Raw genomic sequence first — 24,151 nt, forward strand, 5'->3', positions numbered from 1 at the left:
TCACATAAAGTAGAATGATAGTGAAAATAAAGCAGAGAAGGGAGTCAATCTATTGAAAAGAGGGAAAATGATCGTTCAGAAAAAAGGGGCAAGCTTCGGGCTCTTTTTCACCGCACCTGTTTTGGCCTGGGCATTGTATGATTTTGCAAATACGATATTTTCATCGAATATGATCACCATTTTCTTCCCATTTTACTTGCAGGAGACGATAGGCGACAGTGCGAGGATGGATCAAATCGCCAGTACATTTATTTCTTATGCGAACGCATTTGCAAGCTTTTTCCTCGTCATTTTTACGCCTTTATACGGTGTGCTGATTGATCGTACAGGGAAAAAGAAGCGGTATATCACGGTGTTTACCCTGATTTGTATTGCCTGTACCTTTATGATGGGGATCTTTGCTGGGATTGATTTCTCAAGCGAATGGTTTGGTCTTCCTGTTTCCTTATTGGTGGTGGTTACCTTGTTCGTCATCGCCAAATTTTTCTATCACTCTAGTCTTGTTTTTTATGACACCATTTTGCCCGATCTTGGGACAAAGGATGAAATCCCCCTCATTTCTGGATTCGGTATTGCTGTCGGCTATTTAGGTACACTTGTCGGCCTTTCTGTTTATTTACTTGTAGGAAATGACCAGTTTCATGAAGCATTTATTCCGACAGCCCTTTTATTCTTTCTCTTTTTTCTTCCCTTTCTCTTTATTATAAAAGATCCTCAACCTCTCCCGCAGCAAGAGAAAAAGGCGTCTTTTTTCAGCGGGTATAAAGAGATTATTCGTACGTTTAAAGAGATGAAGCAGTACAAACCGGCCTTTATTTTTATGATCGCTTTCTTTTTTATGAATGATGCGTTGCAGACAGCGATTGCGATGATGGCGGTTTATGCGAAAATTATCATTGGCTTTACGGCAGGTCAATTTATTTTGCTTTATCTTGTGTCCACGATTTCAAGTATCATTGGCTCGTTTCTATTCGGATATGTCACAAAGGCCATCGGGGCAAAGCGCTCGATTACAGTCGTGTATGTCATTTTAATTGTGGCGCTCATTCTAGCTGTGACAGCGACAACTGAATGGGTCTTCTGGGTAGCAGGCAGTCTATTCGGAATTTCACTTGGCGCAAGCTGGGGATCATCACGAATCCTCATTATTGAGCTGACGCCTAAAGAAAAACGAGGGCAATTTTTTGGTCTCTTTGCGTTTTCGGGAAAGGTGTCTTCAATTGTTGGTCCCATCATTTATGGCTCCGTCACACTGCTATTTGCAGCACATGGGAATCTCGCAAGCCGTCTTGCATTAGGGTCTTTGCTCATCCTTGCAGCCATAGGACTTGTGATTCATCAATTCGTGCGAGAGAAAGCGTAAAGAAACGTCAACTTTTTACCCATGCTGCCGATATAAAAAGTACAATCTTATATTGAAGAATAGAGGGATTTCCGTGGCTTTAAACAAACAAGAAATTTTACTTGACTCTGGTACTAATGAATTGGAAATTGTGAAGTTTGAAATTGGTTCAAATCAATTCGGCATTAACGTCATGAAAGTAAGAGAAATTATTCAGCCAGTTGAGGTGACAGTTATACCGCACTCTCACCAAGATGTAGAAGGGATGATTAGTTTACGAGGCGAGATTTTACCAGTCATCAATCTATTTTCCTTTTTTAATGTCGAGTCAGATCAGTCAGAACAAGAGAAATACATTGTGACTGAATTCAACCAACGGAAATTTGTGTTCCATACAGGAACGGTATCACAAATTCACCGCGTCAGCTGGGAAGAGATTGAAAAACCAACTGCACTCAATCAAGGAATGGACCGTCATTTAACAGGGATCATCAAGCTTGACGAGAAAATGATTTTCCTTCCAGATTACGAAAAAATCATTTATGATATTGAATCCGCATCTGGCGTAGACACATATCATATGTTTGACGGTGAGAAAGACGAGAGAAGAACAGGGAAGAAGCTGTATGTTGTTGAAGATTCTCCGCTTCTCATGCGCTTATTAACAAATGAATTAACCGAGGCAGGCTATAAAAACATTGTAACCTTTGAAGATGGGAAACAAGCATATGACCATGTCATGGATCTTGTCAGTAAAGGCATCAGTGTGACAGAAGAAATTGATATGATTATTACGGATATAGAAATGCCAAAAATGGATGGACATCGATTAACAAAGCTGCTGAAGGACAATCCTTTAACACAGTCCATTCCCATTCTCATTTTCTCTTCATTAATTACGGACGATCTGCGTCATAAAGGGGAAACCATCGGTGCAGATGATCAAATTAGTAAACCAGAAATTCATCAGCTGATTGAAAAGGTAGATCATTTTATTATATAAAGAAAAAACCACTCGCTTTGAGTGGTTTTTTCTGTTTAAAAATAACTTTCCCCGAGCCGTTTGAAGACGGGTTTTGTATAATGTGATTTTTGTTTTGTGGCGGCAGGTTTTTCTTTTAAACCGACATACGTTTGAAGTATTTGTTTTGCTCGATTTAATGACATATTCGCTTTCGGATTGCGATATGATTGATTTAAATTTCCTAAGTGTGGCAAAAATTCGAAGTCTTCTTTAGTTGGTGGCAGATGAAAATAATAATCTCCGATTTCAATCAGCACGTCGGACTGTTGTTGACTATATCTGGGATTGTTAGAGAAATGTAGGCCCACTTTTCTTCCTTTACCTTCTTGCAATAGTTTTTGCAGCGCACGTTTTTTCAAAAGATAAAGAAACTTGGGATTTGGTGCGGTTTTAGCATGGCGGTTAACAGTATAAATGGCTTTTGCGATGTTTTCTGCTGTAGGTTCTATGTCTTTAGTATGAGCATAATCGTCCATTTTTTCTCTCCTTTGTCTTTCGTCTTCCTGTGCTTAGTATAAATTATACGTTTTTATTAGTAAATTGCAAATAGTCTTATTGTAAAAAGCAATGAGATTACATGGTTATTATTTAAAATAGCCAAAAATCATAATGTTAAAACCTTGCTGAAATTTGAAGAGGTCGACACATCTTTCTATCACTTTTATGATGAATGTCTCGCTGTTTTAGATGAAAAGCATACCATTATGTTAAATATTCAAGTGGTAGGAATTGGCTGAGCATTGGTAGAAGATGCAGTAGGGGTGCATAAGTTAAAAGATCGTTTGTTTTCGATCATTAGAGGATGTAGTGAAATGTATACAAAGTGAACTATCATAACAAGATAACTACCTATTTGAATCAATGGGTAGTTTATCAATGTATAGATGGTTCATCGTGTAAAATATACCATATGCAAGACAATCAAAGTCGAACATATGGCTTAAAAACATGGACTATTTCGTATGGCTAGAATAAGCACAGTAAAAACAGCCGTTAAAATCAGTTTCACTCGTCATTTTTTTGGCTTCATCCATGGCGCTTTCACTGTTCATGTGCAGACCAATCAACGTACGGCTTGCTGCATCACCTAAAAATGCGCAGTCTTCTGTATGTACAACATATTGTCCTTGTTCATTTTTTGAATGAATAAAATAATAGCTTTTTAGCATATCCCTCACCTCCAACCTGACTATATTACTATAAAACTTCCAATATTGTAAAGAATTTTTATTAAAAATGTTGCATTTATACACATCCCTTTTATTTCATAAAAAGAAAAATTTGTTATAAGATAAGAAGAGCAAAGTCAATGAGAACAGAAAGGACGGTTTAGATTGAAAGATATTTTAACGCCTTTATTGGTCGCTTTTGTCGTTGGAGGTATTGTGTACGTGATAGATGATCAGCCGATTCATCCTTTTCTTCTTTTTCTCATCTTATTTATTAGCATTTATACAGTCGATAGAATCGTTCATTTTGCTTCAATTCATTTCGATGAGCAGAAAAAATAATCGTCGTTTATCTTGATACTTCCATGAAAAAAGGACTTTCTATAGAAGAAAGTCCTTTTAGCTTCATCTATTGTACTCCCTGACCTTTTAATTCACGCTGTACATCTAAGTCGGCAGCTTCTCTGCTGAACTTTGGCAGTGTAATGAAGTAAAAAAGGAAGACGAGTAAAATAATAATACCCATTCCGTAATAAATGTAAGAAACATTGGTGATGAGCTTTGGAAATAACACGGCAATTAAACCTAGCGTCAATGATTGTGCAAACATGGTGAGCGGATCAACCCACCCTGATACGCGTCCCATCAGACGAGGGTGAACAATTCTTGGGAGCCAGCCTCCAATGACAATGTTGACTGGACCAATACACGTACCAATGACAAATGATGTGACATAAAATAACCATAATGTATGGGTAGAACCAAGGACAAAAATTAAAATACCTGCAATTAGAATTGGAATCGACATGAGATATTGCATCTTTACCTTTTTCGCAAGAATAGAGCCAAGTAAGCTTCCAACTAGAAGTCCGGCACCGATTGCGATCGTAAAAAAGGATGTATGCAGTTCAAAATGGTCCGGTGAAAGACCGTATTTCATTGTAAACATCGGAAGAACGGCAAATGCGCCATTCACAAGACCAAAAACAAAAAAGCCAAAAATTAAAGAAGCCAATAATTTATTTTTTAAAATATAGAGAATGCCTTCTTTAAAATCTTTTAGAGACGTTTTAACGGTCATGCCTTTCCAGCCTGCTTGTCCATTAGGCTGTCGTGCTTCAATTGGAATATTGCATGATCGAATGAGAATACCGGAAATAATAAAACTGACCAAATCAATGGTAATGGCACCGTGAAGTCCAATCGTTTTATACATAATGGCACCAATTCCAACACCAAATACCATAAACAAACTAAACAGCATCTGATTTAAACCTGCAGCTTTTGCATATTGATCTTTATTTAAAATGGCCTGAACGAGAGAGGCTTCAGCTGGATAGAAGAACTTCGTAATGGCACTTCGTATAAACAAGATCAAGAAAATAAGCGGCAGTGAATTAAAATAAATGACGATAAATAAAACGATCGTCAGCCCAGCTCGTATCCAATCACAATTCTCTGCGACTTTTTTACGATCAAAACGGTCTGCGACCACACCGACCATAAAAAAGACAAAGATCGTAGGCAGTGAATACATTAGCTCTGCTAAAGTGGCATAAGCGGGCTGATGACTAAAATGGTCGAGCAAATAAAAGGCAAACGCCATATTGCCTACTGTTGTCCCCATTTGCGAGGCAAGTGCTGCAAAAAAGAGACGAACAAAATTTCTGTTTTTAAAAATATCCATAAATACGCTCCTTAACCTGAAGATCCCACTTTCTATCATATAAAATTTTAACCATTCGTACAATTGATTTCTCCTACTGGCTAATGGTCACAGGTGTTCCATTTGGAACAATTGAAGCAAGTTCGATAACATTCTGATTATACATGCGAATGCACCCTCTAGACACAGCTTTACCAATTGAAGACGGGTTATTCGTTCCATGGATGCCGTAATGAACTTTTGAAAGGCTCAGCCAATAGGCGCCAAAGGGACCTCCTGGGTTTGGCTGTCTGTTGACAATATAATAAGAACCTGTCGGTGTCATGTTTAATATTCTGCCGGTTGCAATCGGGTATGAGCGCAAGAGCTGTGATCCAGAAAACAGCACGAGACGTTTCGCTGAAATTGACACAGATATGCGGTAAGGGATCGTGTTAGGATCCGGTAACCCAGGGATGATGATGATTTCATTTTGTTCTGGCTCGCGGGCTTGAAGTGACGGATTTGCAGCCTTTAAAGCATCTGTCGTTGTTCGAAAATCAAGTGCTATAGAAGCAAGTGTTTCTCCACTTTTTACCGTGTATCGCAGCACGAAAGCACACTCCTTTTACTCAAATAAAAGAAGCCATGATCCCCGCCTCACATATACTATATGGACGGGATCAGGCCCAGTAAGGTTTCTCCTAACATTTGTCATGAGAAAGATCTTTGTTTATACATATGCAGGAAAAGGTGATTTGGCTTCTCTTTACACGTGAGATGTTAAGGTGAAAAAAGTGATTTCAGGTTTGGCTAAAAACCGAAGCGGCAGTCTAGTTGTCCCAAGCCCGCGGTTGACATAGATACGGTGCTGATAGCTACCGTATAAGCCTTCGACATATGTACGCCCAAAAGGTGCTGTGAGAATCGGTCCATAGAAAGGAAGCTGTATTTGACCACCATGCGTATGCCCAGAAAGCTGCAAGTTAATAGGTGTTGTTTCAAGTTCTAGTGCGGCATCAGGCTCATGCACAAGCAATAACGTAAAGAGATCAGAAGAGACTTCTCGTTTGATGAAATGGTAATCAGGCATACTCATCATGAGATCATCTAGTGTAGCAATCTGTATCCGTCCGCCTTCTTTTTCTAAGTGAAACACTTCATTTTTACATAATGTAAAACCGCAAGCTTTCATCGTTTCCTCATATAGATCAATGCCAAATGGCCCGTAGTCATGATTTCCGCATATGGCAAACTTTCCAAACGGAGCATCAAGCTTAGACAAAGAGGCTTTGGCTTTTTCATGTTCTTTAATCGATGATTCAAAATCAACAAGATCACCTGTAAACACAATGAGATCGGGAGATGCGGCGTTGATCTTTTGGACAACAGTCTCTAAATCTTTTGCCGAAAATGTATCACTTAAATGAACATCACTAAATTGCGCAATTTTAAACTGGTCAAAAGAAGCCGGTAGCTGAGCATCATGAATGGTGAGTGATACGGTGTCGATCATGCGCGGCTCAATGTACCGAGCATAGCCATAACCGGATGTGGTCGCTAAAAGTCCGAGAATACTCGCACCAGCTACTCCTTTTAAAAACTGCCTACGGGAAAGTTGCTTCATATAAGACTCCTTTAAAAATAAAATTAAGTATAGCATGATTTTTGATGAATCTCCCATATGGTGTATGGAGGGGAAATCATGATATGATAGATGGATAATGAATGAATAGTCATTCAAAACACACAAAGGGGGAGAACAAATGACGAAGCAAACAGTGATTGTCACAGGAGGATCAAGCGGAATGGGAAAGGCGATGGCGACTCATTTGGCACTCGGGGGCTGGAATGTTGTGATTACTGGAAGAACAGAAGAGACCCTTGAAACAACGGCAAATGAAATCAAACAGCAAGGTGGTTCGATCGCTTATTTTCAAATGGACGTGCGACATCCAGAAGATGCTGATCAAATGGTGAAGTTTGCGGTAGATACATTTGGTGATGTGGATGCACTTATTAATAACGCGGCAGGCAACTTTTTAGTTCCAGCAGAAAAACTGTCTCCTAACGGCTGGAAAGCGGTCATTGATATTGTGCTAAATGGCACCTTTTTTTGCAGCCATGCAGTGGGCAACTATTGGATTCGTCAAAAGAAAAGTGGAAGTATGATCAACATGGTCGCCACATATGCATGGGGGGCTGGTGTTGGTGTAGCGCATTCAGCAGCTGCAAAAGCAGGCGTACTATCACTTACCCGAACGCTTGCAGTCGAATGGGGAAAGCAATATCGGATTCGCGTAAATGCCATTGCGCCGGGGCCCATTGAAAGAACAGGTGGTGCAGATAAACTGTGGGAATCAGAAGAGGCTGCCCAAAGAACATTAGATAGTGTTCCGCTCGGTAGACTTGGCACACCAGAAGAAATTGCAGAACTTGCGAGTTTCTTATTATCTGAGCATGCATCTTATATTAATGGAGATTGTATCACGATGGATGGGGGGCAATGGCTCAACCAATCACCATTTTGAATGACCGTGTAAGACCTGCTTTTGATATGGTATAATCACACAAAGAGAGAAGCAGGTGATGAAAATGGTCGATCCATTGGATATTTTAACGAATATTGAAGATGTTTTCCCGCACTATCAAGCGATCTTCAGTGCGGAGGAACAAAAAGTGATAGGCTATGAGATTCTTGGAAGAATGAAGCTTGAGTCGGGAACAGTTAGTCTAGGCTCCTTCTTTACGGATTCATCTATTCCTGACGAATATAAATTGGAAGTAGATCACAAAGTATTAAGTCAAGCGCTTGATCTCTTCACAACCGCAGATGAAGATTTGCTCATCTTTATTAATCATGATGCGAATGTCCTCATGCTTGATCATGGCGAAAGTTTTTTAGAACTTTTAAAAGAATATGAAGCAAGGGGTATTCAGCTTAACCGGTTTGTCATTGAAATTACTGAACATACGTTTAGCGGCGACATTGAACAGCTTTACCATACGTTAACGTATTATCGTACATATGGGATCAAAATCGCCGTATCTAATATAGGAAAAGAAAGCAGCAATCTTGACCGGATTGCTCTGCTTTCACCTGATCTATTAAAAATAGATCTTCAGGCTTTAAGAGCTTCGTCTCCATCTCCTTCCTATGAATATGTGTTATACAGCATTTCACTTCTTGCAAGAAAAATAGGAGCGGCTTTAATCTATGAAGACATTGAAGCGAATTTTCAGCTGCAATATGCATGGAGAAATGGAGGAAGATATTTTCAAGGCTTCTACCTTCACGAGCCTGCCGCACAATTAATTGACCGTAACAAACGAAAAGAGCAGCTTAAAGAAGAATTTCAACAATTCATTGCCCATGAGAAAAAGAAACTCCAAGCTGTCTATGAACATTCTGAAACCTTTTATAAGCGAATTCATCAAGCCGTCAGTACGTTAAAAAAATCATGCAGCACAAATGATGAACTTATACAAAAACTGGCACTTGAACTAACCGATTGCAGCTTTCGCATTTATATGTGTAATGAAGAAGGGTTTCAAATCACTGGAAACGTATTTAAGAAAGAGAAAGAATGGCTGTTTCAGCCAGAGTATATAGAGAAAAACTGGAGCTGGCGCCCTTATTTTCTAGCAAATATTCTTCAAATGAGAATTAGCGGAAAAGGATTTTTTAGCGATATCTACAGTGATTTAGAAACTGGAGAACGAATACGTACGTTTTCTTATCCGCTAGAGGGAGACGTGTATTTGTTTGTAGATCTTCCGTATGCTTATCTATATGAGCAGGAAGGATTAATTTAAAAGCAGCCGTCATGGCTGTTTTTTTTATTAGAAAAAAGATAGAAAAAATGGTTGACAATGAAACTGATAATCATTATCATTTAGTTATAGAGAGAAGCTACTCTCTGTTCCCCAACCCCTCTATCAGATCAAGATCCAAAAAACTTGGCGCTACCCCCGCCAAGTTTTTTTTTGTGCGCCAATCATTCCCTTCATGCATAGGACATCCCAATTCATCCATACACCTTAAATGATGATAGTTAGACAGTAGGAGGGAAAAGTCATGATCAAACGTGACAAGCGGCTGCTGATTGATTTACCAATGCCAGATCACCCAGATGCAAATGGTGCAGCGGCTGTGCAAGAATTACTCGGCGGAAAATTTGGTGAAATGTCCACATTAAACAACTACATGTTTCAATCGTTTAACTTTAGAGGGAAACGAAAGCTCAAACCATTTTATGATCTTGTATCAAGTATTACAGCTGAAGAATTCGGTCATGTAGAGCTTGTGACAACTGCAGTCAATCTCATGATTACGGGAACCACCCATGGGGGCGATCCAGATACGACCCCGATGAAAGCGGCTGTTGATAAACGAAATACGCAGCATTTTATCCAAACGGCACAAACAGGCTATCCGTTTGACTCCATGGCAAAGCCGTGGACGGGTGAGAATGTGTTCTCAAGTGGTAATCTGATTCTGGATCTTCTTCATAACTTCTTCCTAGAGTGCGGAGCTCGCACGCATAAAATGCGTGTATATGAAATGACGGATCACCCTACGGCAAGAGAAATGATCGGTTATTTACTTGTCAGAGGCGGCGTTCATGTTGTGGCGTATGCAAAAGCCCTTGAGGTAGCGACAGGGGTAGATGTTGGGAAGATGCTGCCAATTCCAAATCTCGACAATAAATACTTTGACTCTGCAAGAAAGTTTGAAGATCAGAATATTCATACAAAACTGTATACATTTAGTGATACGGATTATAAGGATATCAATCAAATTTGGAAAGGAAACCATCCGATTGATGGAAAGCCGCTGACAGTTATTGAGGGCACGCCAAAAGGTGCACCCGTGCCAGATTATAGAGATTTGCCGGAAGAGTTTGCTCCAGGTATTTCGAAAGAAGATTTTGACGAAATTGCAAAACGCCTGATGAGATCGGCCGGTTTATAAAAAACAAGATGCATGAGAAAAGAAAAAAGACTCAAAATAAAAAAACAGATTCTTTTTCTTTTTTTGAATTCAAGAGGAAAAATATCATCTGAGAACACTTTATGGTATGATGCTTTGTAGGACTTGTGTATAATCAATACGGGTTCATCTTGAGTTGTTTTTTTGAAAGGAGTCTTTTTTTAGAATGTCACAATTAATGGGTATCATTACAAGGCTGCAAAGTCTTCAAGAGACAGCAGAAGCTGCAAACGAGCCGGCACAGCGTTATTTCGAAGTGAACGGTGAGAAAATCTGTAGTGTTAAGTATTTCGAAAAGAATCAAACGTTTGAATTGACTGTTTTTCAACAAGGGGATAAGCCAAACACTTTCCCATTTGACAACATTGATATGATTTCGATTGAGATTTTTGAGCTTCTACAATCCTAAGCTGAATCGTATGAAATGTTTTTTCTAAGAATTCCTTCGTTGATTGCGGAAGCATACACTTCATAAGTGATGAACAAATGGAAGATGATCATTCAGTGCAATATTCGGATAAGAGACCATTGAAAAGGAGTTCCTTTCTGTGAGTGATTCTTTTTTCTTTAATCTTTCTGAAGAGCATTTAGCGTTTTCTGATGTTGTCATGAGAATGAAAGACTTTATTCAGAAAGACCCGAGATCTGTTTATGTACTATCAATTGGTACGGACTCTCAGGTCAATCAGAATGTCACAAGATTTATGACTGCAATTCATCTTCACCGGATCGGCAAAGGAGCTTGGGGCTGTCTCACGCAGCAAGTGTTGAATCGGCCTGTACAAAGTCTTAGAGAAAAAATTTCATTAGAGACAGCGTTTAGCCAAAAGGTATGTGCAGACATCCTTGAGGGACCTTTAACAGAACTGATGGATTTGCTTCTTCCGTTTGCTGAGGAAGGGGCAGACCTTCGTTTTGAAGTCCATCTAGATATTGGCAAAAAAGGAAGTACAAAAGAGCTGATCCAGGAAATGACCGGAATGATCACAGCCATGGGAATTGAAGCAAAAATAAAACCCGACTCATACGCAGCATTTTGCTACGCCAATCGATACACAAAATAAATTCCGTCATTTTTCTCCAAACGTTGTCGAAACGTGCGGTTGACGATTCGATTCTAGTTCCTTATTCTAGCTGTATAGAGAGGAAGCAGACATTCAAACGCCTGCTAATCAATATAAAAGCATATATGAAACAGGGGGCCTGATGTTGAATGAGCGTCATCGAAAATCGTTTTAATGAAGAAGAGAAAAAGCTATTATTAAACGTATTACTGAATCAGGAATATGCTGTCGAATTACTAAGCAGTGAGATCAATGATATAGAATGTGGAACAAAAAATGTCGACGACAATACGTATAAGAAATTGATCACATTGTATGACAGAGTAAGGTTTGAGAATTAATATCGATTGAACATTCTATTAGATACTCTACGCTGAGTATCTTTTTTATGCAGAAAAAAAATCTTTCGACAAAATTCGTTTTAGTTTATGCTTAATGTTAAAGGGGAATGTATGATTGATGATTGAGAGAAAAGGGGTCGAAGAAACATGATAGAGATAGAACCGGCTCAATTACTTGAGTCAACAGTAGCTGAGCATATGATTGATGCAGATAAAGTGGCACACGTTCAAATTGGAAATAATCTTGAGCACGCCCTATTGGTCCTGACAAAAACAGGATATACAGCGATACCTGTTCTGGATGCTTCTTATCACCTTCATGGGTTAATTGGAACAAATATGATCATGGATAAAATCTTTGGCTTAGAACGAATTGAATTTGAAAAGCTCGACCAATTGAAGGTAGAAGAGGTCATGCTATCAGATATTCCAAGACTGAAAACGACGGATCCTGTTTTAAAAGGCGTTCACGCTGTGACGAATAATGGATTTGTTTGTGTGGAAAATGAAGAGCAAGTATTCGAAGGAATTTTCACTCGGCGTGTTGTATTAAAGCGCTTAAATGAAGTCATTCATTCCGCAAAAAAATGAGCTGTAGCCCAGCTTATTTTTTTTGCCTTCATAAGCTATTATTTATATAATGACTATATAAAATAAGAAAAACTTATCAAGAGAAGGAGGGCGCCCATGCAGCTTCAAGAGTTACATATGCTTGTTGTACTTAGTGAGGAATTGAATATGAGAAAGGCTTCAGAGCGGCTCTTTGTCTCTCAGCCTGCCTTATCTCAAAGACTGCAAACGATTGAAAAAGAGTGGGGAACCAAAATCTTTTTTCGTTCACAAAAAGGCTTGACAGTCACTTCAGCTGGCGAACAGATTATTCAATTCGCCAAAGAGGTCACGACTGAGCAGGATCGAGTGCGAGAGAGAATTGACGAGCTTGAAGGAGAAATTCACGGTACACTCAAGCTTGCAGTTGCGTCCATTATTGGTCAGCACTGGCTGCCAAAGGTGCTGAAGCGGTATGTCGAGAAATACCCAAATGCCAAAGTATCTCTTGTGACAGGCTGGAGCAGTGAGATGCTTAAAAGTCTGTATGAAGACCATGTCCACATTGGCATCATTCGCGGGAATCCTGATTGGAAGGGCACAAAGGAATACTTAATGACCGATCATTTATATTTAGTCGATTCTGTCATCAAGGACGTGGATGAGTTAATTGAGACAGAACGCCCGTTTATTCAATTTAAAAGTGATAGCACCTATTATCAAGAAATTCAGCACTGGTGGCATCAAAAGTTTAAAGTGTCGCCAAAACAGACGATTCTTGTGGACCAGATTGAGACATGTAAACAAATGGCCTATCACGGTATCGGCTACGCCATTTTGCCTTCGGTCACCTTATATGATCATGAGAAAAGTGTACACAAAACCCCGCTCGTAGACGCAAATGGAGAGCAAATCGGACGTGACACATGGCTGTTAGGATATGAAGCCTCTTTTCAGTTAAAACAAGTTCAAGCATTTGTTGGTGTGGTGAAAGAAATGCTTGAAAGTGAGGCAGTGTAAGTACTTCTGGAAGAGGAGGTGCTTTTTAGGATAAGTGGTTTGATTAGGTTTCTAATAGATTTATCTACTGAAAAAGCAGAAAGCTGGAAGAAATGATGAGAAATCAACAAAAAAAGAAGATGGATATACCGAAGTGGGGAACTTATTTACGCGAGAGATGGCGTGGACGTTTTGCAAGTCATCTTTCTTTAGAAGAACAAAAAGAGATTGGGATGGATGGTTTCCTATGGCACTTATGCAGCTGGGGAAAAGTTGAATGCCTTGAAAAAGAGGCAGCGATAAACGCCTTTCATCAGCAATCAAAGCATACATGTACTATTTTTTATCAATTTACTCAAGAAGCGTATCTGTTTGAAAACGCCAAGGAACTGTCAGTGAAGGAATTGCCATATACAGACGGACACATGGACTATAGCGATCTGTATGTCATGGATTGGGAAGAAAATTGGACATTTGTGATGACGCACGAATCCGATTGCGGTCCATATTTTATTCAGAAATAAAAAAAGAGTAAATCACAAAGAGATAGAGTGATAATCAATTATAGCCGCCTTCCAATTGGAATGAGCGGTTTTTTGATGTACGTCATGTTTATTTTGAACAGCACCTTTTCATAAAACATTTGACAATGAAAATCATTATCATTTAAAGTGTACATATAATAATTGAAAATGATTATCATTTAGATGAGGTGACCAATAGATGAAAGCACTAATTGCATTTGCGAGTATGTCTGGCAATACGGAAGACATGGCAGCGATCTTAAAACAAACGCTTGAAGGAAAAGGGATAGAGACAGAGATGATGGAATTTGACGACACAAGTGCAGAAGATCTTTCTTCATACGATTATGTCATGATCGGCTCTTACACATGGGGTGACGGTGATCTCCCTTATGAAGCTGAAGATTTTTATGAAGAGGTCTCAGCTCTTGAACTTAGTCACATCAAAGCGGCGGTATTTGGATCAGGCGATTACAGTTATCCGAAGTTTTGCGAGGCTGTTCATACCTTTCATGACATGCTGAAATCGACAGGTGCATCCGTATTTCCTGAAACATTGAAAATGGAACTTGCACCAGATACAGATGAAGATGTGGCGTGCTGTGAGGAGTTTGCAACGAGCTTTTTAACGTGGGCATCATTGTCTGAGAAAAGAGTTGAAAATCATGTTTCATAAAGGTGCGACAGCTGTTGCTGCGTCTAAAAGTGGCGGCTACTTTGTTGCCGTCAAACGAGAAGGTATTTTTCATTACAGTGTGGAGGGCGGATGGCAGCAGCTTTTTAAGCTCAAGCATAAAATCCACGCTATCAGTTATATTGGTCCGTATTTGTTCGGAGTTGGTGAAAATGGAACTGTCATACGATCAGGAGATGAGGGCCACACATGGGCGCTATCATCTTTTCCAACAAATGCAGTTGTTTGGTCTATTACAGGACGCAAAGATGGGTTTGTATGCGCACATGGAAAGCATAGTATTTATGTGTCAACCGATTTCGGAATTTCCTGGGAAATTATGAAGCCGTTTGCTCATGTGAATCAGCCCCCTGTGATTCGTTCATTATGTGTAGCCGGTGATTATCTTTATATTGGAACGCAGATTCATGAGGTGCATGGAGGAATATGGGTGTATGACTTGCAAAGTGAACAGATTTTTCTCCTAAACAGAGAAGAGCACCGAATGACTGCTTCTATGCTGCTTTGCAGGGAACACCTCCTTGTCTGTGCGTTGGGCTCTAAAAAAGGGAAAAGAGGGTCTGTTCAAATTTTAGACTTACATACAAATATGCTGCATGATATTCAATCACAAGCTTTTGCGCAAGAGGAATCATTTTTGGATGTGTCAGAGGATAACGGCATTGTGTACGTGACCACTTCACAGGATGAGTATGGATTTTCTAAAGTGTATCAGCTTGATATAGAGCAAAAAGAGCTCAAATGGTTTGATACGATCAAAGGGCACGGTTTTCGTGTCGCCAATCAAAAGGAGAATTTTTTCTGTGCGGGTTTATATGAAAGTAAGTTTGTCAGGCCTTATGAGGAACCTGCACTGATTCATTAATAAGGAGGAAGAAAAAGTGACGAAAAAAGTTTTATTGGTGTATGCCACAATGTCAGGAAATACAGAAGCAATGGCTGATTTAATCGAAAAAGGATTAAAGGAAGCTGGTGCTAGCGTGGACCGGCATGAAGCGATGGATATTGATGCTGAACTCCTTCATGATTACTCGCACATTCTGTTAGGTGCATATACTTGGGGAGATGGTGATCTTCCAGATGATTTTATTGATCTATATGAGGAAATGGAAGAGCTTGATTTGACGGGTAAAGCATTTGCTGTATTCGGTTCTGGAGATACATCTTATGAACATTTTTGCGGAGCTGTGGATTTAATTGAAGAAAAAGTGAAGGAGCTGGGCGGTGATATCGTCCTACCATCCATCAAAATAGAGCTGAATCCAGAAGGAAACGAGGAAGAGGAATTGATTTCTTTTGGGAGACAATTTGTTCATCTTCATCAGCAAGAAGCGGGATAAAGAGGCCCGCTTGTTTTATTTGCCAAGGCGCAGACAATTCTTTCACTTGTCATTAAAACTCTCCTTTGGTACAGTAATGAAGTATAAATTAAGAGGAGGACATACATACATGAAACAAATGGACGCTAATGAAATTATTTCATTTATTCAAAATAGTACAAAATCAACACCTGTGAAAGTCTACATTAAAGGGGACTTAGAAGGTATTGAATTTGGTGAACATGCAAAAACATTTATCACAGGTAATACTGGGGTTGTCTTCGGTGAATGGAGCGAAATTCAAGAAGCTCTAGCATCAAACAAAGACAAAATTGAAGATGTTGTCGTGGAAAATGACCGTCGTAACTCTGCGATTCCTATGTTGGATTTGAAAAACATCAAAGCACGTATTGAGCCAGGTGCAATCATTCGTGATCAAGTGGAAATTGGCGATAATGCAGTCATCATGATGGGGGCATCTATTAATATCGGTTCAGTCATCGGTGAAGGTACGATGATTGATATGAACGTTGTTCTTGGCGGCCGTGCGACAGTAGGTAAGAACTGTCATATCGGTGCGGGATCTGTTCTTGCAGGTGTTATTGAGCCGCCTTCTGCTAAGCCAGTTGTAGTAGAAGATGATGTTGTCATCGGTGCAAATGCTGTTGTTTTAGAAGGTGTGACCATTGGGAAAGGTGCAGTTGTAGCAGCTGGAGCGATCGTTGTGAACGATGTCGAGCCTTACACGGTTGTAGCAGGTACACCTGCAAAGAAAATCAAAGACATTGATGAAAAAACAAAAGGTAAAACTGAAATCAAACAAGAACTGCGTCAGCTTTAATTGACACAATTCGCAGCTGAAGACATAGACGTGGATGATATATCCACGTCTTATTCGTATAGAGGAAAGGAAGCGAGTTCACTTGTTAAATCGTGAGCAATTAATATCCATTCGAAGAGATTTACACCAAATTCCTGAGCTTGGTTTTAAGGAATTTAAAACACAAGCTTACCTCATCAAGCATCTCGAATCGTACCCAACAGATCGAATCGAGATGGAAACATGGCGGACTGGACTTTTTGTGAAAGTAAAAGGGACAAATCCTACGCGCGTCTTTGCGTATCGTGCAGATATGGACGGATTATCTATCCCTGAAGAAACGGGCTACCCATTTCAATCGGTACATGAGGGCAACATGCATGCATGTGGACATGATCTTCATATGACCATTGCTCTTGGTATCATTGATCATTTCGTGCATCAGCCAATCAAAGAAGATCTGCTATTTATTTTCCAACCGGCAGAAGAAGGGCCAGGCGGAGCTGAACCAATGCTTACAAGTGATGTTCTAAAAAAGTGGACGCCAGACTTCATTACAGCGCTGCATATTGCACCTGAATATCCAGTCGGCACGATTGCAACAAAGCCGGGCCTATTATTTGCTAATACGAGTGAGCTTGTGATCGATCTTGAAGGAAAAGGCGGGCATGCCGCATACCCTCATTTAGCAAATGATATGGTGGTGGCTGCAAGTGCACTAGTAGGGCAGCTGCAATCGGTGATTTCACGAAATGTGGACCCTCTTGATAGTGCCGTCATTACAGTTGGCACGATTACAGGTGGCACTGCTCAAAATATCATTGCGCAGCACGCAAAGCTCGATGGAACCATTCGCACGCTCTCGCCAGAGTCTATGGAAAAGGTGAGAAAACGAATTGAAGCACTCGCAAAGGGAATTGAAATTGGCTACGAATGCAAGGCGACCGTTCGATACCCTTCATCTTATTACGAAGTGGACAATTCAAAGGATTTGACAGAGGAATTTATGTCATATGTAGCCGAAGAAGGGCTTGCGAATGTCATTGAATGCAGAGAAGCGATGACAGGAGAAGATTTCGGCTACATGCTGAAAAAATACCCTGGGTTCATGTTTTGGTTAGGGGTAGATTCAGAATATGGACTGCACCATGCCAAGCTGACTCCTGACGAAAATGCGATTGAAACAGCTGTGAACGTCATGACGGCTTATTTTAAAAAGCAAGCAGGTGAATGAATAATCAAATGACCTCCTGTACACCTTATGTACAGGAGGTGTTCTTGATTATGACAAGAATTGGTGTAGAACAATCTTTATCCGATGTAGAAGAGCTTTTGAAGCAAAAAGGGTATGATGTCGTACGTATTCAAAATGAACAGCAAATGGATCAGTGTGACTGCTATGTGGTCACAGGACTAGATTCAAATGTTCTTGGCATTTCAGACACAACGACAAAGGCATCTGTCATTACAGCGTCAGGTATGACGGCTGATGAAATTTGTCAAGAAGTAGAACAGCGTGTTCAATAAAACAAACAAAAGAACCAGGATTTTATGATCCTGGTTCTTTTTGCTCTTTGGCTAGATCAAGTGCTTCTTTCATTTTTTTGCGCAGAATTCGTTCGACACGCCACTGCTCCATCGTTTCAGTTTTTGCAATGATACGAAGGACGAGGGATGAGGAGCCAAATGATTCCACTCCAACGACTTGAGGACCTTCGATGATTTGCGGCATGCTCTCACGAACTTCATCACAGGCTGCTTGCAAAGTGGTGATCATCTGATCCACATTTTCATCTGGGGATAATTCGATATCAACGAGTGCCTGCATCGTCCCTCGTGAATGATTGCTTACATTAAGTATACTTCGGTTCGGAATGAAATGAAGAGTGCCATCAAAGCTTCTAAGCTGTGTTGTTCTCAGTCCAATTTGTTCAACGATCCCATCGAAACCAGCAACCGTTATATACTCGCCGACATCAAATTGTTTTTCCAGCAGTATGAAGAAGCCTGTCACAATATCACTCACTAATCCCTGAGCGCCAAATCCAATGGCAAGTCCTACAACACCTGCCCCAGCCAGCAAGGCGGTTGGGTTATAATGAAATAAGTCGAGGATCATCACAACTAGAATAAAAATCAGCAAGTAGGCGAAAATATTTAAGGTAAGACTTTGCAACGTTTGAGCTCGTGATAAAGAGACATCGTGCTTCTCAGAGAATGCTGAATAGGCACGCTTAATCATCTTGTTTCCAATCGCTTTGATGATAAAATAAATCACAAAAATAGCAATGAGTTTTAGCAAAATCATACTGATATTCATGATGATGGAAACCCAATCTGCTTGTTCAAGTGCTTTCATGATCTTCAAAACCTTTCTATGTATGTGCGAAATGAGAAGCTAATCATTTGTTCCCTTATGCAAGTCATGTTAAACTTTTAATAGTTGGAACGAGAGATTGTGACAAATCGTTAATTAAATTTATTATTAATTAATATTGACTAAAAATCGCTTAAGTATTATAATTATATTTGTGAAGTTATTAACTAAATGAGAATTTAACCTATTGATTCTCATTTTATATACAGCTAAGAAGTCTGTATAAAGATATTATTTTTGGAGGGATTTACATATGGCAGAGCGTTTTGTAGGAAAACAAGCTCCACGTTTTGAAATGGAAGCAGTACTTGCTAATAAGGAATTTGGTAAAGTGAGTTTAGAGGAAAACATCAAGAATGACAAATGGACAGTTCTTTTCTTCTATCCAATGGATTTCACTTTTGTTTGTCCAACTGAAATTACAGCAATGAGCGATCGTTATGATGAGTTTGAAGATTTAGATGCAGAAATCATCGGTGTATCTACTGATACAATCCATACGCATCTTGCTTGGATCAACACAGATCGTAAAGACAATGGTCTTGGAGAATTAAAATACCCACTAGCTGCTGACACAAACCACACAGTATCTAGAGAATACGGTGTTTTAATTGAAGAAGAAGGAATTGCACTTCGTGGTCTATTCATCATTAACCCAGAAGGCGAACTTCAATATCAAACAGTATTCCACAACAATATCGGTCGTGATGTAGATGAGACACTACGTGTTCTTCAAGCATTACAAACTGGTGGACTTTGCCCAGCGAACTGGAAGCCTGGTCAAAAAACACTTTAATTGATAGTTGAAGAAGCAGTCTAACTGATGTTAGACCTTCAGATTGTTGACAAAGGGCTAAAATGTTGTTTATTTTAGCCCTTTGTCTTCTTTTCAGCGTGATAGAAAACCCTTGCAGCCCTAGGAAGGACGAGTACTGGCGCGAAGCGAATGTGACATTCGTGAGCACCAGCACGCAGGACTGACAAAGAATGCGAGGGTTTGTCTACACGCTGGGGTCTAACTGATGTTAGACCTTTTTGTTTCGAGACATACAATGGATGGAGGCGCTTCAAAATGAAATTACGTCAACCAATGCCAGAACTAACTGGTGCAAAAGAATGGTTAAATGGAGAAGTAACAAGAGAAGAATTAATTGGTGATAAACCAACATTGATCCACTTCTGGTCAGTTAGCTGTCACCTTTGTAAAGAGGCGATGCCGCAAGTGAACCAATTCCGTGATGAATACAAGGATCAACTAAACGTGATCGCAGTTCATATGCCACGTTCAGAGGATGACCTAGACCTAGAAAAAATCAAAGAGGTTGCAAATGAGCATGAAATCACACAGCCAATCTTTGTAGACAGCGACCATAAATTAACAGAAGCATTTGAGAACGAATATGTACCAGCTTACTATGTATTCGATAAAACAGGTGCTTTACGCCACTTCCAAGCTGGCGGAAGCGGTATGAAAATGCTTGAAAAACGTGTCAATCGAGTTCTTTCTGAGTCTGAAAAGGCTGCAGAATAGGCTTTCCCCCCATGAATGGGGGTTTTTTCATGGGGAAAAATAGGAGTCATATTGCACTGGATGAATATGATTGTAGGTGGAATGCCTAAGAAAAGAGAAAATGAGGGATTTCATTAAAAAAATTCCCTGAAATAAAAAGGTATTATGACCTATTTACATTTTTATTTTGAAATGAAAATGTAAAGATTTTAACTTTTTACTATTCAGAACGTTTTTGCACAAAAGAAATTTCAGTTTGGTAAATAACTATATAAATCAAGTAGTATAAGCATTTATTCAAAATTTTTACAATATTTTAAAGGTGGTCAAAAGCCTATAGTGGCAATGAAATGGGTGCCGATTTTTCTTCTTTGGCAAAATTTTAGTTGGAAATACCTATCTGATAGCAAACTGTAAAATGATAAAAAAATAGTTGATAAAATTAGTTTTCTAATCTAATATTTACTATAGAATATTTTTTATATGATGAGGGGGAAATCCATTGTTTAATGAGAGGGAAGCGTTACGTTTACGATTGGAACAATTAAATGAAGCAGAAGTAAAGGTCATCCGTGAATATCAAATTGAACGAGATGCGATTTACGCAAAACTAAGAGAATTAGACCGTCAAGGTACAGGTCTCGTCACAGATACAAAAAAAGAAGTGCGTACAGAGAGAAAAACAGATTCACTGCCTGTATTAGCTGAGCTGGCTGCACAAGAAATGAGAAGCTACAATCAGCCTGCGCAAACGCAGTCAAACGTTACATCATCTTTAGGAACAGGTCAGCTAAATGGTGCACCTGTAGGTATTCCTGAAGGATCTACAAGACGCAGAAGAGGCACAGCTAGACCTGGATCAAAGGCAGCTAAGCTTCGTGAAGCTGCAATCAAAACATTAAAGCGTCATAATGCGGCGATTAAAAGCTCTGAACTTCAAAAAGAGATTGAAAAAGAGAGCGGTCTTGAAATTCCAAATATGACAACGTTTATGCAAAGCTTAATTAAAATGTACCCAGAAGTGAAGAAACCTTATCGCGGACAGTATATTTTAGAAGGCGACATTCAAACAGAAGACGAATAAATAAAAAAGAAACTGCTGGGCTTAAATGCCAGCAGTTTTTTCTTGCGTACGTGATGAACTGATCACTTTTTTTGATCAACTGTATAGACAATCTTTCGTTCTTTGGGCATGTTGTCGCGCTGTTTTTTAAATCCATCGATCTTCACTGTCATGACCTCTCCACTCCGCTGCACAGCATCGACTTTTGCCTGGAGCGTTTCTACTTGTTCGTTTAGTTTCTTCAAAATCGGTCCTATTTCTTCGGTTGTTTGCAAAATAGGGTCTTGTGAGAACGGCTCGGCATTTGTTTGGGCTGACTGGTCGATATCAGCAAAATGAGAAGCGATCCATTCCTCGCTTTCGGCTAACTGTTTTTGGTAGCTCGTGAGCGTTTCATAAAAAATGGCTTCTTTTGCTTTTTCGATTTGCAGTAATTTTTCTTGTGTTTCATAAAAACGCTCCTGTAGATGCCGGACGCCTTCTTGTAATAAATGTAGCTCTGCGTTTTTATCGCCTAGAGTTTGCTGCAGTTTTTCAATCACCACGGATAAAGTATTTCCTTTTTTCTCCTCTTTTGCAAGCTGTTTATCTTGGTCTAGTAATCGCTCCTGTAGTTGCTGAGACATTTCCTTATATTTTACAACCTTCAAATGCAATCGGTGCTTTTCCTCTGTTTCTTTTCGTCTATGATAGGTTTCCTTTTGCAGCATTTCATGAAGAAGGACGATTTTATGTAATAATTCCGATTTGCTATAAGAGAGATCCTGTATTTTAGATGATGCTTCGTCTTGGTCAATGGTCATTTCATCCAATTGTTGTTTTAATTGAGTGAAATCCTTTTTCATCTCATGATATTCTTGAGATAGCTTCTTGTTTTTAGCATACGTATATGTGGACTGTAAATCTGAAATCATCTGTTGATATTTGGCCGTTTCAGCTTTTAAAAATAGATTTTCTTGAGACAGATCATGGAATAGGGGAGAAGCATGGCGCCGGTTCATAGGTAGACCCTCCTTATTCATGTTATCAATAAAGTATGCGAAATGAGTGCGATTAGAACAACCATATCAAAGGGGATGAGATGATGAGAATAGTGAATGTGATACTAGCCGGAGGTGCTTCTAGGCGTTTTGGAGAGCCAAAGGCAAGTCATGTCTATCAGGGGAAACCACTATATGAACATGTGAAAGAGCAACTTTTGAAAGGGGAAACCATCATCATCAGTCACCCGAAGCTTCTGCCTTTTTTCAAAGCGAGAGGGGAACAAGCTGTTTGGTTAGATGATGAACAGATGCGTGGGTATGGCCCGCTTGCAGGCATATATACCGCTATGCAAAAGCAAGAAGCAGAGTGGTATTTAGTGACGGCATGTGATATGCCATTCATACGAAAAGAGACAGCCGTCGCTTTATCTTCTTATTGCCATGAGCATGTAGATGCTGTGGTCCCGATGGTGCAGGAAAGATTACAGCCGTTATTTGCGCTTTATCACCGCCGCAGTCTTCCGTTTATTTATGCGTGCTTAAAAGAGAATCAATTAGCTATTAAAGACTTATTACAAAAACTTCACGTCCAGGTTGTTCCAGCCGACGAACTGAACGTGGCACCAAATGAATTTCACAATATCAATAAAAGAAGCGATTTACCTGAAAACGGTATGATATGATACATAAAAACGAGGAGGAGAGAACAATATTGAACGAGCGATATTCAAGGCAAATCTTGTTCCCTCCGGTAGGGGAAAAAGGGCAGTCTGCGCTTGCCGAAAGTCATGTCCTTATTGTTGGAGCTGGTGCACTTGGAACAGCGTCTGCTGAAGGGCTTGTCCGTTCAGGAATTGGTACTTTGACGATTGTAGATCGTGATTATGTCGAATTCTCAAATTTACAGCGGCAGCAGCTGTACACTGAACACGATGCAAAGATGCATGTGCCAAAAGCGGCAGCAGCTAAAAAACGTCTCCAAGAGATCAACCATGAAGTGACCATTCACGCTCTTATTGAAGATGCAGGAGTAGAGCTGTTAAGACCTTTATTCCGAAAGGCAGATATCGTCATTGATGCGACTGATAATTTTGAGACAAGAATGGTGATGAATGACTTATCTTTAGAAACAAATACGCCTTGGATTTACGGTGCCTGTGTGAGCAGTCAGGGAATGTATATGACCATTTTGCCGGGCAAAACACCTTGCTTATCCTGTGTGTTTACCTCAATGCCTGTTGGGGGTTTGACATGTGATACAGCTGGTATTATTTCTCCTGCTGTCCAAATGGTGTCGGCTTATCAGCAAACAGAGGCATTAAAATATTTAACAGGGCATGAAGAGCAAATGGAGCGAAAGTTTGTCACGTTTGATTTGTGGCAGTCGTCTTCGTTTAAAATGGATGTATCTCGTACGAAGCAGGAAAGTTGTCCATCTTGCGGCACAAATAGAACGTATCCATATTTACAGGAACAGCGCAAAAAAACAGCGGTTCTTTGCGGACGTGCCACCGTTCAAATCATATCGAAGGATTTAGAAAACCTTTCATTTCAGCATGTAAAAGAGCGTCTGTCCTCTATTTGTGAGGTGGAAGTGAACGATTTTTTAATTCATATACGCTATGAAAGACACCGTATCGTTTGTTTTAAAGGAGGACGTGTATTAATCCATGGGACAAATGATGAAAAAGTAGCCAATTCATTACTAGCAAGACTGCTAGGCATATAGGAGTGA

The 24,151-nt window shown here is 39.8% G+C and carries 30 protein-coding genes; 23 read left to right on the forward strand and 7 right to left on the reverse strand.

The window, feature by feature from the left end:
- The first annotated feature begins 52 nt into the window (after window positions 1-52).
- Window positions 53-1,363, forward strand: coding sequence for an MFS transporter (locus NSQ52_RS06855; RefSeq protein WP_144678869.1), 1,311 nt, complete (start codon window positions 53-55; stop codon window positions 1,361-1,363).
- 73 nt (window positions 1,364-1,436) lie between these two features.
- Window positions 1,437-2,345, forward strand: a complete 909-nt coding sequence (locus NSQ52_RS06860; RefSeq protein ID WP_024719666.1) for a chemotaxis protein — start codon at window positions 1,437-1,439, stop codon at window positions 2,343-2,345.
- Window positions 2,346-2,380: 35 nt separating this feature from the next.
- Here NSQ52_RS06860 and NSQ52_RS06865 read toward each other — a convergent pair whose 3' ends face one another.
- Complete coding sequence (locus tag NSQ52_RS06865) at window positions 2,381-2,842, reverse strand: YkyB family protein (protein WP_007498684.1); 462 nt, start codon at window positions 2,840-2,842, stop codon at window positions 2,381-2,383.
- A 477-nt stretch (window positions 2,843-3,319) separates the two neighbouring features.
- Window positions 3,320-3,535: a hypothetical protein gene (locus NSQ52_RS06870; protein WP_058337408.1), complete on the reverse strand. Its 216-nt coding sequence runs from the start codon at window positions 3,533-3,535 to the stop codon at window positions 3,320-3,322.
- A gap of 165 nt (window positions 3,536-3,700) precedes the next feature.
- On the opposite strand from NSQ52_RS06870, the gene NSQ52_RS06875 reads away from it, so the two are divergent.
- Window positions 3,701-3,877 (forward strand): hypothetical protein, encoded by a 177-nt coding sequence (locus NSQ52_RS06875; RefSeq protein ID WP_173407972.1) that lies wholly within the window; start codon window positions 3,701-3,703, stop codon window positions 3,875-3,877.
- Window positions 3,878-3,944: 67 nt separating this feature from the next.
- Here NSQ52_RS06875 and NSQ52_RS06880 read toward each other — a convergent pair whose 3' ends face one another.
- The 3 genes from NSQ52_RS06880 to NSQ52_RS06890 form a co-directional block, all read right to left on the reverse strand.
- Complete coding sequence (locus NSQ52_RS06880) at window positions 3,945-5,222, reverse strand: MFS transporter (protein ID WP_083588753.1); 1,278 nt, start codon at window positions 5,220-5,222, stop codon at window positions 3,945-3,947.
- A gap of 73 nt (window positions 5,223-5,295) precedes the next feature.
- Complete coding sequence (locus NSQ52_RS06885) at window positions 5,296-5,793, reverse strand: L,D-transpeptidase family protein (protein ID WP_041092399.1); 498 nt, start codon at window positions 5,791-5,793, stop codon at window positions 5,296-5,298.
- A gap of 156 nt (window positions 5,794-5,949) precedes the next feature.
- The gene (locus tag NSQ52_RS06890) at window positions 5,950-6,807 is read right to left on the reverse strand and encodes a metallophosphoesterase (protein WP_035700578.1); all 858 of its coding nucleotides are present in this window, start codon (window positions 6,805-6,807) and stop codon (window positions 5,950-5,952) included.
- A gap of 139 nt (window positions 6,808-6,946) precedes the next feature.
- Here NSQ52_RS06890 and fadH point away from each other — a divergent pair, with 139 nt between their 5' ends.
- From fadH to NSQ52_RS06965, 15 genes are all read left to right on the forward strand, one after another.
- A complete protein-coding gene (gene fadH, locus NSQ52_RS06895) occupies window positions 6,947-7,711 on the forward strand; it encodes a 2,4-dienoyl-CoA reductase (protein WP_019743904.1) in 765 nt (254 codons plus the stop codon).
- A 64-nt stretch (window positions 7,712-7,775) separates the two neighbouring features.
- Entirely contained in the window at window positions 7,776-8,996 is a 1,221-nt protein-coding gene (locus NSQ52_RS06900) for an EAL-associated domain-containing protein (protein WP_024719569.1), read from the forward strand.
- A 262-nt stretch (window positions 8,997-9,258) separates the two neighbouring features.
- The gene (locus NSQ52_RS06905) at window positions 9,259-10,155 is read left to right on the forward strand and encodes a manganese catalase family protein (protein WP_019743902.1); all 897 of its coding nucleotides are present in this window, start codon (window positions 9,259-9,261) and stop codon (window positions 10,153-10,155) included.
- Between the two features lie 184 nt (window positions 10,156-10,339).
- On the forward strand, window positions 10,340-10,582 hold the full coding sequence (locus NSQ52_RS06910; RefSeq protein ID WP_003212254.1) for a DUF1797 family protein: 243 nt from the start codon (window positions 10,340-10,342) through the stop codon (window positions 10,580-10,582).
- 139 nt (window positions 10,583-10,721) lie between these two features.
- A complete protein-coding gene (locus NSQ52_RS06915) occupies window positions 10,722-11,237 on the forward strand; it encodes a ribonuclease H-like YkuK family protein (protein ID WP_024719568.1) in 516 nt (171 codons plus the stop codon).
- 149 nt (window positions 11,238-11,386) lie between these two features.
- Entirely contained in the window at window positions 11,387-11,578 is a 192-nt protein-coding gene (gene abbA / locus NSQ52_RS06920; RefSeq protein ID WP_008347999.1) for an antirepressor AbbA, read from the forward strand.
- Between the two features lie 147 nt (window positions 11,579-11,725).
- Window positions 11,726-12,169, forward strand: a complete 444-nt coding sequence (cbpB, locus tag NSQ52_RS06925; protein ID WP_007498671.1) for a cyclic-di-AMP-binding protein CbpB — start codon at window positions 11,726-11,728, stop codon at window positions 12,167-12,169.
- Between the two features lie 96 nt (window positions 12,170-12,265).
- The gene (locus NSQ52_RS06930; protein ID WP_039168691.1) at window positions 12,266-13,147 is read left to right on the forward strand and encodes a LysR family transcriptional regulator; all 882 of its coding nucleotides are present in this window, start codon (window positions 12,266-12,268) and stop codon (window positions 13,145-13,147) included.
- Between the two features lie 95 nt (window positions 13,148-13,242).
- Window positions 13,243-13,650: a DUF4275 family protein gene (locus tag NSQ52_RS06935; RefSeq protein WP_058337405.1), complete on the forward strand. Its 408-nt coding sequence runs from the start codon at window positions 13,243-13,245 to the stop codon at window positions 13,648-13,650.
- 199 nt (window positions 13,651-13,849) lie between these two features.
- On the forward strand, window positions 13,850-14,326 hold the full coding sequence (locus NSQ52_RS06940) for a flavodoxin (protein ID WP_008347992.1): 477 nt from the start codon (window positions 13,850-13,852) through the stop codon (window positions 14,324-14,326).
- The gene (locus NSQ52_RS06945) at window positions 14,316-15,209 is read left to right on the forward strand and encodes a hypothetical protein (RefSeq protein ID WP_058337404.1); all 894 of its coding nucleotides are present in this window, start codon (window positions 14,316-14,318) and stop codon (window positions 15,207-15,209) included. Before NSQ52_RS06940 ends, NSQ52_RS06945 begins: the two co-directional genes overlap by 11 nt.
- Before the next feature lie 16 nt (window positions 15,210-15,225).
- Window positions 15,226-15,684 (forward strand): flavodoxin, encoded by a 459-nt coding sequence (locus NSQ52_RS06950; protein ID WP_008347989.1) that lies wholly within the window; start codon window positions 15,226-15,228, stop codon window positions 15,682-15,684.
- 109 nt (window positions 15,685-15,793) lie between these two features.
- Entirely contained in the window at window positions 15,794-16,504 is a 711-nt protein-coding gene (gene dapD, locus NSQ52_RS06955; protein ID WP_008347987.1) for a 2,3,4,5-tetrahydropyridine-2,6-dicarboxylate N-acetyltransferase, read from the forward strand.
- A gap of 34 nt (window positions 16,505-16,538) precedes the next feature.
- On the forward strand, window positions 16,539-17,717 hold the full coding sequence (locus tag NSQ52_RS06960) for an N-acetyldiaminopimelate deacetylase (protein WP_268389761.1): 1,179 nt from the start codon (window positions 16,539-16,541) through the stop codon (window positions 17,715-17,717).
- A gap of 50 nt (window positions 17,718-17,767) precedes the next feature.
- On the forward strand, window positions 17,768-18,010 hold the full coding sequence (locus NSQ52_RS06965) for a YkuS family protein (protein ID WP_024424725.1): 243 nt from the start codon (window positions 17,768-17,770) through the stop codon (window positions 18,008-18,010).
- Window positions 18,011-18,032: 22 nt separating this feature from the next.
- Here NSQ52_RS06965 and NSQ52_RS06970 read toward each other — a convergent pair whose 3' ends face one another.
- Entirely contained in the window at window positions 18,033-18,842 is an 810-nt protein-coding gene (locus tag NSQ52_RS06970) for a mechanosensitive ion channel family protein (RefSeq protein ID WP_342474021.1), read from the reverse strand.
- A 271-nt stretch (window positions 18,843-19,113) separates the two neighbouring features.
- Here NSQ52_RS06970 and ahpA point away from each other — a divergent pair, with 271 nt between their 5' ends.
- The 3 genes from ahpA (at window position 19,114) to NSQ52_RS06985 (ending at window position 21,454) form a co-directional block, all read left to right on the forward strand.
- Window positions 19,114-19,656 (forward strand): biofilm-specific peroxidase AhpA, encoded by a 543-nt coding sequence (gene ahpA / locus NSQ52_RS06975; protein WP_007498654.1) that lies wholly within the window; start codon window positions 19,114-19,116, stop codon window positions 19,654-19,656.
- Between the two features lie 276 nt (window positions 19,657-19,932).
- Window positions 19,933-20,391: a TlpA disulfide reductase family protein gene (locus NSQ52_RS06980; RefSeq protein WP_008345174.1), complete on the forward strand. Its 459-nt coding sequence runs from the start codon at window positions 19,933-19,935 to the stop codon at window positions 20,389-20,391.
- A gap of 481 nt (window positions 20,392-20,872) precedes the next feature.
- Window positions 20,873-21,454, forward strand: coding sequence for a hypothetical protein (locus NSQ52_RS06985; protein WP_007498648.1), 582 nt, complete (start codon window positions 20,873-20,875; stop codon window positions 21,452-21,454).
- A 62-nt stretch (window positions 21,455-21,516) separates the two neighbouring features.
- On the opposite strand, the gene NSQ52_RS06990 is transcribed toward NSQ52_RS06985, so the two are convergent.
- Window positions 21,517-22,434: a hypothetical protein gene (locus NSQ52_RS06990; protein ID WP_041507373.1), complete on the reverse strand. Its 918-nt coding sequence runs from the start codon at window positions 22,432-22,434 to the stop codon at window positions 21,517-21,519.
- An 83-nt stretch (window positions 22,435-22,517) separates the two neighbouring features.
- On the opposite strand from NSQ52_RS06990, the gene NSQ52_RS06995 reads away from it, so the two are divergent.
- Together NSQ52_RS06995 and NSQ52_RS07000 are read left to right on the forward strand one after the other, a co-directional pair.
- On the forward strand, window positions 22,518-23,099 hold the full coding sequence (locus NSQ52_RS06995) for a molybdenum cofactor guanylyltransferase (protein WP_208755865.1): 582 nt from the start codon (window positions 22,518-22,520) through the stop codon (window positions 23,097-23,099).
- Between the two features lie 29 nt (window positions 23,100-23,128).
- Window positions 23,129-24,145 carry a thiazole biosynthesis adenylyltransferase ThiF gene (locus tag NSQ52_RS07000; RefSeq protein WP_342474022.1) on the forward strand — a complete coding sequence of 339 codons (1,017 nt, stop codon included), beginning with the start codon at window positions 23,129-23,131 and terminating at the stop codon, window positions 24,143-24,145.
- Window positions 24,146-24,151: the final 6 nt, after the last annotated feature.

The sequence above is a fragment of the Bacillus sp. FSL W8-1141 genome, from assembly GCF_038593205.1.
Taxonomy (GTDB): domain Bacteria; phylum Bacillota; class Bacilli; order Bacillales; family Bacillaceae; genus Bacillus; species Bacillus altitudinis.

Bases quoted from the DNA above. Each gene is read 5' to 3' on its own strand.
- NSQ52_RS06865 (WP_007498684.1), bottom strand. From the start codon at position 2,842: ATGGACGATTATGCTCATACTAAAGACATAGAACCTACAGCAGAAAAC.
- NSQ52_RS06870 (WP_058337408.1), bottom strand. From the start codon at position 3,535: ATGCTAAAAAGCTATTATTTTATTCATTCAAAAAATGAACAAGGACAA.
- NSQ52_RS06880 (WP_083588753.1), bottom strand. From the start codon at position 5,222: ATGGATATTTTTAAAAACAGAAATTTTGTTCGTCTCTTTTTTGCAGCA.
- NSQ52_RS06890 (WP_035700578.1), bottom strand. From the start codon at position 6,807: ATGAAGCAACTTTCCCGTAGGCAGTTTTTAAAAGGAGTAGCTGGTGCG.
- fadH (WP_019743904.1), top strand. From the start codon at position 6,947: ATGACGAAGCAAACAGTGATTGTCACAGGAGGATCAAGCGGAATGGGA.
- NSQ52_RS06900 (WP_024719569.1), top strand. From the start codon at position 7,776: ATGGTCGATCCATTGGATATTTTAACGAATATTGAAGATGTTTTCCCG.
- NSQ52_RS06905 (WP_019743902.1), top strand. From the start codon at position 9,259: ATGATCAAACGTGACAAGCGGCTGCTGATTGATTTACCAATGCCAGAT.
- NSQ52_RS06910 (WP_003212254.1), top strand. From the start codon at position 10,340: ATGTCACAATTAATGGGTATCATTACAAGGCTGCAAAGTCTTCAAGAG.
- abbA (WP_008347999.1), top strand. From the start codon at position 11,387: ATGAGCGTCATCGAAAATCGTTTTAATGAAGAAGAGAAAAAGCTATTA.
- cbpB (WP_007498671.1), top strand. From the start codon at position 11,726: ATGATAGAGATAGAACCGGCTCAATTACTTGAGTCAACAGTAGCTGAG.
- NSQ52_RS06930 (WP_039168691.1), top strand. From the start codon at position 12,266: ATGCAGCTTCAAGAGTTACATATGCTTGTTGTACTTAGTGAGGAATTG.
- NSQ52_RS06935 (WP_058337405.1), top strand. From the start codon at position 13,243: ATGAGAAATCAACAAAAAAAGAAGATGGATATACCGAAGTGGGGAACT.
- NSQ52_RS06940 (WP_008347992.1), top strand. From the start codon at position 13,850: ATGAAAGCACTAATTGCATTTGCGAGTATGTCTGGCAATACGGAAGAC.
- NSQ52_RS06945 (WP_058337404.1), top strand. From the start codon at position 14,316: ATGTTTCATAAAGGTGCGACAGCTGTTGCTGCGTCTAAAAGTGGCGGC.
- dapD (WP_008347987.1), top strand. From the start codon at position 15,794: ATGAAACAAATGGACGCTAATGAAATTATTTCATTTATTCAAAATAGT.
- NSQ52_RS06960 (WP_268389761.1), top strand. From the start codon at position 16,539: ATGATATATCCACGTCTTATTCGTATAGAGGAAAGGAAGCGAGTTCAC.
- NSQ52_RS06965 (WP_024424725.1), top strand. From the start codon at position 17,768: ATGACAAGAATTGGTGTAGAACAATCTTTATCCGATGTAGAAGAGCTT.
- NSQ52_RS06970 (WP_342474021.1), bottom strand. From the start codon at position 18,842: ATGAAAGCACTTGAACAAGCAGATTGGGTTTCCATCATCATGAATATC.
- ahpA (WP_007498654.1), top strand. From the start codon at position 19,114: ATGGCAGAGCGTTTTGTAGGAAAACAAGCTCCACGTTTTGAAATGGAA.
- NSQ52_RS06980 (WP_008345174.1), top strand. From the start codon at position 19,933: ATGAAATTACGTCAACCAATGCCAGAACTAACTGGTGCAAAAGAATGG.
- NSQ52_RS06990 (WP_041507373.1), bottom strand. From the start codon at position 22,434: ATGAACCGGCGCCATGCTTCTCCCCTATTCCATGATCTGTCTCAAGAA.
- NSQ52_RS06995 (WP_208755865.1), top strand. From the start codon at position 22,518: ATGAGAATAGTGAATGTGATACTAGCCGGAGGTGCTTCTAGGCGTTTT.